The organism is Nonlabens sp., from assembly GCF_047636915.1.
Taxonomy (GTDB): Bacteria; Bacteroidota; Bacteroidia; order Flavobacteriales; family Flavobacteriaceae; genus Nonlabens.
Genome location: NZ_JBLIGN010000117.1, coordinates 1 through 6,209 on the forward strand (window position 1 = coordinate 1; position 6,209 = coordinate 6,209).

The following is a 6,209-nucleotide window of genomic DNA, read 5'->3' on the forward strand; positions in this document are numbered from 1 at the left end:
GTCCCGTGACAGGAATTAGATTTACCGCAACTGCCATATTAGTCAGCGCTTGAAAAACTATAGGGAAGCCTACACCTACAACCAATAACTGTCCAAAAATAGAATCCGATTTTGTGGAAATAATAATAAGCCGGAAAAGAAAGAACAGGTATAAGGCTAAAATAATCAAGCCACCCACTAAACCAAATTCCTCTAGAATGATCGCATAAATAAAATCACTCGCCGATTGCGGTAGCACGTGTTTTGTAGCACTTTTTCCAGGACCAACCCCAAAAGGATATCCATTTGCTATAGCCGTTTTTGCGCGTTCTACTTGATACATAGAATCGGAATCTCCTTCTCCACCAAATGTAACAATACGAGACACCCAAGTATCTACGCGGTTAGGAAAAACTCCAGGAAAGGCTTTTGCAGTTAAAACAAATAAGCTCAAAACGACAAAGCCTATTCCTATAATTCCCAATAAGTATTTAATAGGGTAACCACCAATAAAACAAGTTAATAGCACCATTATGAAAATCAGTAATGCTGTAGATAAATTAAAAGGTGCAATAAGTGCGAGAATAATTCCTACAGGAACCCATAAAGGTACAATGGACTGCTTAAAAGTGACTTCTTTATCTTTTATCGAAGCCAGGTATTTTGCTGCATACGCCATCAGTACAACAAAGGCAAACGTACTGGTTTGAAATTTCATTCCTATTACTGGCACAGTCATCCACCTGCTCGCACTAGCTCCACCCATAATGGTGCCTTGCATGGCTGTATATATAAGCAACAATATGACTACGGGCAACAGTAAAACACTCAAGCCTCTAAAATACCGATACGGTATTTTATGCACAGAGTACAACAATCCCAAACCTATAACTACATGGCCAAAGTGCTTGACTAGATACTTTGTGGTATTACCTGTCCCCGTTCCTATATAGGCAAGGTTTGCACTTGCACTGTATACAGGAAGGAAGGAAAACACCAGTAAAATTAATACCAGCGCCCATAAAAAGGTATCTCCAGATATGTAGCTTTTAATTTTCAAATTATAAACCTCTTACTGCGTTTTTAAATTGGCGTCCACGATCTTCATAGTTCTTGAAAAGGTCAAAACTAGCACATGCCGGACTTAACAAAACTGTATCTCCTGGTTGAGCTAATTTATATGCTACTCGTACCGCATCTTCCATATTGCTGGTTTCTACCATTTGCTCCACACAATTGCCAAAAGCTTCTACTATCTTAGAATTGTCTTCTCCAAGACATACAATAGCTTTTACATTGCGATTTACCAAACTGTATAATTCTGAGTAATCGTTTCCTTTATCTACCCCACCTACAATCCATACAGTAGGTTGCTCCATACTATCCAGCGCATAATAGGTTGCATTGATATTAGTAGCCTTTGAATCGTTGATATACTGGACTTTGTTGATTTTAAGTACCCGTTCCAGTCTGTGCTCCACTCCTTCAAAAGAAGTGAGACTTTGTCTTATGGTCTCTTTTCTTATTTTAAGCAGTTTGGAAGCGGTAGACGCTGCCATTGCATTTGCAGTGTTGTGCTTCCCTTTGATTGATAGTTCTTGTATAGGCATAGTAAATAATGAATTATGAGTGTGAATATGAATCTCGTTGTTGTATAAATAAGCTCCTACCCCTACATCTTTTTCCATAGAAAAAGGAATGAGCTGTGCTTTAATATCTAGTTGTTTAATGGCGTCCGTAATCGCGCTGTCATCGCTGTTGTAAATGAGGTAATCGTTCTCATCTTGATGCTGCGTTATGCGCATTTTACTGGCCACATAATTCTCAAATTTGTAATCGTATCGATCCAGATGATCTGGAGTAATATTCAAAATAATAGCAATGTGCGGTTTAAAACTGCTGATTCCATCCAATTGAAAACTGCTAACTTCTAATAATCTATGTGCCGATTTGCCTTCAAAAACTTGTTGGGCAAAACTTTTTCCAATGTTTCCACCGGTGGTATGATCGAGATTTGCCAGGTTAAAAATATGGTCGATCATGCGGGTTACGGTTGTTTTTCCGTTCGCTCCTGTGACTGCGATAATAATTTCGTCCGTGAACCGAGCGGCAAACTCAATCTCTGAAATCACCTCGATTCCTTTGGCTTTAATCTCTAGGACCATTGCCGCATCCTCAGGAATTCCTGGGCTTTTTACCACGAGATTTGCATTCAAGATTCTTTCCATAGAATGACTTCCTGACTCATAGGATATGGATTGTTCTTGTAAGGCTTTCGCAAAATCGGAACCTAAATCACCACCTTCACTTAAAAAGACGTCGCAACCTTTTTGAGCTCCCAACATAGCTGCGCCCATGCCACTAATTCCTCCTCCGAGAATGACCAGACGTTCCTTTTTGGTATGTGGATGCCTTCCCTTCATTAACGCACTTTTAAGGTTACAATACTGATGATAGCAAGCAATATTCCCACGATCCAAAATCGCACAACGATCTTGCTCTCATGGATACCACGTTTTTGATAATGATGATGTAATGGAGACATAAGGAATATCCGTCTTCCTTCTCCATATTTATTCTTAGTGTATTTGAACCAACTTACTTGCATCATTACCGAAAGGTTTTCCATTAAGAAAATTCCGCAAAGAACAGGAATTAATAATTCTTTTCTAGTGGCAATAGCAAGTACAGCGATAATACCGCCAATTGTCAAACTTCCTGTATCGCCCATAAAAATTTGGGCTGGAAAAGTATTGTACCACAAGAAACCAACTAATGCACCAGCAAATGCCGTTATGAAAACTACCATCTCTCCAGAGTTGGGTATATACATAACGTTGAGGTAATCTGAGAAAACAATATTTCCAGAAATCCAAGCAAATAAGGCTAGGGTAATAACAACTATAGAACTGGTTCCTGCAGCCAGACCGTCAATTCCATCTGTAAGATTTGCACCGTTAGAAACGGCGGTCACTATAACAATGACAATTGGTATAAAAATCAACCAAGCCCAGTCTGCTAGCGCGGGATTCATCCAATCAATCAAACTGGAATAGTCCAATTCATTATTCTTTACAAAAGGAATGGTTGTTTTAGTAGACTTAATGGCCGGGCCAAATTCTACAGGTGAATTTTGAGTGACAAATTCCTGAGCATTTACTGGGTTTACTTTTTTTTCCTTAATGGTAATACCGTCATGAAAAAACATGATAGAACCAATGATAGCACCTAAGCCTACTTGACCTATCACTTTAAAAACACCTTTTAAACCACCTTTATCTTTTTTAAATATTTTAATATAATCATCTGTAAAACCTATCAATCCCATCCAGATCGTGGTGATGAATAACATGACTACGTATATATTATCCATCTGGCATAATAAAAATGCTGGAATCAAAGTGGCTAGAATAATTATAATGCCTCCCATGGTTGGTGTACCTGCTTTTTGAGCTTGTCCATCCAGACCTAGATCACGAACGGTCTCACCGACTTGCTGTCTTTGTAAAAAATTAATGATGCGTTTACCATAGATGGTGGAAAAACCTAGCGATAAAACAAAAGCGATAGCCGCTCTAAAGGTAATAAACCCAAAAAGTGATGCCCCTGGCAAATTATATTCTTCTTCTAGATATTTGAATAAATAATATAACATGCTGTTTATTTATCGAGTTGGTTAAGGAAATCTGCAATGATGATGCGATCATCAAAATCTGATCGAACACCATTTATTTCCTGATAGGTCTCATGACCTTTTCCTGCAATAAGAATGATGTCATTTTTACCAGCCATCTTTGCGGCTGCTTTGATCGCTTGTTTGCGATCCAAAATAGTGATGGTTTTTTTAAAATCTTGCGGTTGTACACCAGCTTCCATATCGTTGAGAATTTTCTGCGGATCCTCTGTACGTGGGTTATCGCTTGTAAATATTACCTGATCACTTAAAGCAGCGGCGATATGAGCCATTTTAGGTCTTTTCGTAACATCGCGATCTCCTCCGCAACCGACTACAGTGATGACCGTTTCATTTCTTGTACGAATAGAATTAATCGTTTCTAATACATTTTTAAGTGCGTCTGGAGTATGTGCATAGTCTACTATCGCAGTAATTCTACTTTTTACAGTAGTGAAATATTGAAACCTTCCGGACACTCCTTCCAATTGAGAAATAACCTCCAAAACCTCCATCTCTTCTAATCCTAATTCTATGGCACAAGCATAAATAGCCAAAACGTTATAAGCATTGAACTGCCCCACCATTTTAGACCATACCTCGTGCTCATTAATCTTTAACAACAAACCGCCGAACTGATTTTCCATAACCTGCGCACGATAATCTGTAAAGGTCTTTAAGGCATAACCTATTTTTCTAGCCTTTGTGTTTTGAAGCATTACAGCTCCATTTTTATCGTCTAAATTGATAAGGGCAAAAGCACGTTTTGGTAACTGGTCAAAAAATCGTTTTTTAACGTCTCTGTAGGCTGCAAAAGTATGGTGATAATCCAAATGATCATGTGATAAGTTCGTGAAAACTCCGCCTGAAAATTCTAATCCTGCTACTCTTTCTTGAGCAATTCCATGACTGCTCACCTCCATAAAACAATAATCTACCCCTACATCAACCATATTTGCTAGATGTTTGTTGATCGTTAATGGGTCTGGAGTAGTATGTTTAGTAGGGACTACTTTCTGGTCGATCAAGATCTCTACCGTAGAGATCAATCCTGTTTTAAAACCAGATTTTGTAAAAAGCTGGTATAATAAAGAAGTAGTGGTAGTCTTACCGTTTGTTCCAGTAACGCCTATTAGTTTTAATTTCTTTGAAGGATTGTCATAAAAATTAGCACCCATTAATGCCAGTGCATTATGAGTGTTTTCTACTTTTACATACGTGACGTTCTCCTCCTGATAATCAGGAAGCTCTTCAAGAATAATTACCCTCGCCCCTAAAGCAACCGCTTTTTCTATATACTCGTGACCGTCGACGGCAGTTCCTTTGAGCGCCACAAAAATATCAGCCTTTTGAATGGCCCTAGAGTCAAACTGAATTTTATTAATTGGCACATCTGTAGCACCTATGACTACGTCAAGACTTACTTTATATAATATATCTTTAAGATTCATCATAATAACGTGAGTGTAACTTTATTCTCAGGAGACAACTTTGTTCCTGCTTTTAGGCTTTGTGAGGTCACCTTTCCAAAACCTCTCAAAACTACTTGAGCTCCCAGATTTTCCACTATAGCAATTGCATCCATAGCTTCCATACCTATCAAATTGGGCAACTTTTTAGAGCCTGTTTCGGATTGTACGTGTGTCTTTTTAAGGTAATTATCACTTGACTTTACAATTTGTGATGGAATTATTTTTTGAAGCTCTATCTTATTTATTAGAGGGTTGTTTGCATAGATTTTTTGAGCAATAGTTTTAAAAACTGGTCCTGCAACGATATTGCCATAATACCCTTTTGTGGTATTTGGTTTATGAATGACAACAATGCAGCTGTACTTCGGTGTATCTGCTGGGAAATAACCAGCAAAAGAAGCTATATAATTTCCTGAGGATTTCCAATATTCTGACTGACAAGTTCCCGTTTTACCGGCCATGGAAAAGTTTTTACTATATAAATTATCTGCGGTACCTCTTTTTACTACATTTTCCATCATGACTTTAACTTTATCAATCGTATTTTGAGAACAAATAGCTGGATTAATAATTTCTCTATCAAACTTCTCAATGAGCTTTTCCTTTGATTTTACTTCTCTAATCAATCTGGGCTTTACCATTACGCCGTCATTTGCAACAGCATTATAAAAGGTCAGTGTTTGCAGAGGGGTTAATTGCACGCCGTAACCAAAACCCATCCATGGTAAGGAAAGCCCACTCCAGTTTTCATCATCTGGATGCGGAATCATAGGAATACCTTCTCCCTTTATAGGTAAATCGAGTTTTTCATTAAGGTTCATACTGTACAATCTGTCTACATAATCATCAGGATTGGTCTTGTAATTATCTTGAATCATCTGTACAAGAGCTGTATTTGAAGAAACTTCAAAAGCTTTGGCAACACTTATTTTACCATAACCCCCATATTTAGAATCCAGTACATTGCGACCGTAGTAAGAAATTTTTCCTCCTTGAGTATCAAAAATAGTACTGGTATCTACTACTTTATCTTCTAACGCCGCTATCACACTCATTAATTTAAACGTAGAGCCTGGCTCGTGAGA

At 38.0% G+C, this 6,209-nt stretch carries 5 protein-coding genes; all 5 read right to left on the minus strand.

Features of this window, described 5'->3' with window-relative positions; genetic code table 11:
• On the minus strand, positions 1-1,039 hold a 1,039-nt coding region (locus ACJAT0_RS12125), incomplete at its 3' end, for an FtsW/RodA/SpoVE family cell cycle protein (RefSeq protein WP_415181866.1).
• Between the two features lies 1 nt (position 1,040).
• The gene (murD, locus tag ACJAT0_RS12130) at positions 1,041-2,402 is read right to left on the minus strand and encodes a UDP-N-acetylmuramoyl-L-alanine--D-glutamate ligase (protein WP_374003759.1); all 1,362 of its coding nucleotides are present in this window, start codon (positions 2,400-2,402) and stop codon (positions 1,041-1,043) included.
• Positions 2,402-3,634: a phospho-N-acetylmuramoyl-pentapeptide-transferase gene (gene mraY / locus ACJAT0_RS12135; protein WP_374003760.1), complete on the minus strand. Its 1,233-nt coding sequence runs from the start codon at positions 3,632-3,634 to the stop codon at positions 2,402-2,404. The genes murD and mraY overlap by 1 nt, the downstream gene beginning before the upstream one ends.
• Positions 3,635-3,639: 5 nt before the next feature.
• On the minus strand, positions 3,640-5,106 hold the full coding sequence (locus ACJAT0_RS12140; protein WP_415181867.1) for a UDP-N-acetylmuramoyl-L-alanyl-D-glutamate--2,6-diaminopimelate ligase: 1,467 nt from the start codon (positions 5,104-5,106) through the stop codon (positions 3,640-3,642).
• Positions 5,103-6,209, minus strand: a 1,107-nt coding sequence (locus tag ACJAT0_RS12145; RefSeq protein ID WP_415181868.1) for a penicillin-binding transpeptidase domain-containing protein, incomplete at its 5' end; no start/stop codon positions are given. The genes ACJAT0_RS12140 and ACJAT0_RS12145, both read right to left, overlap by 4 nt.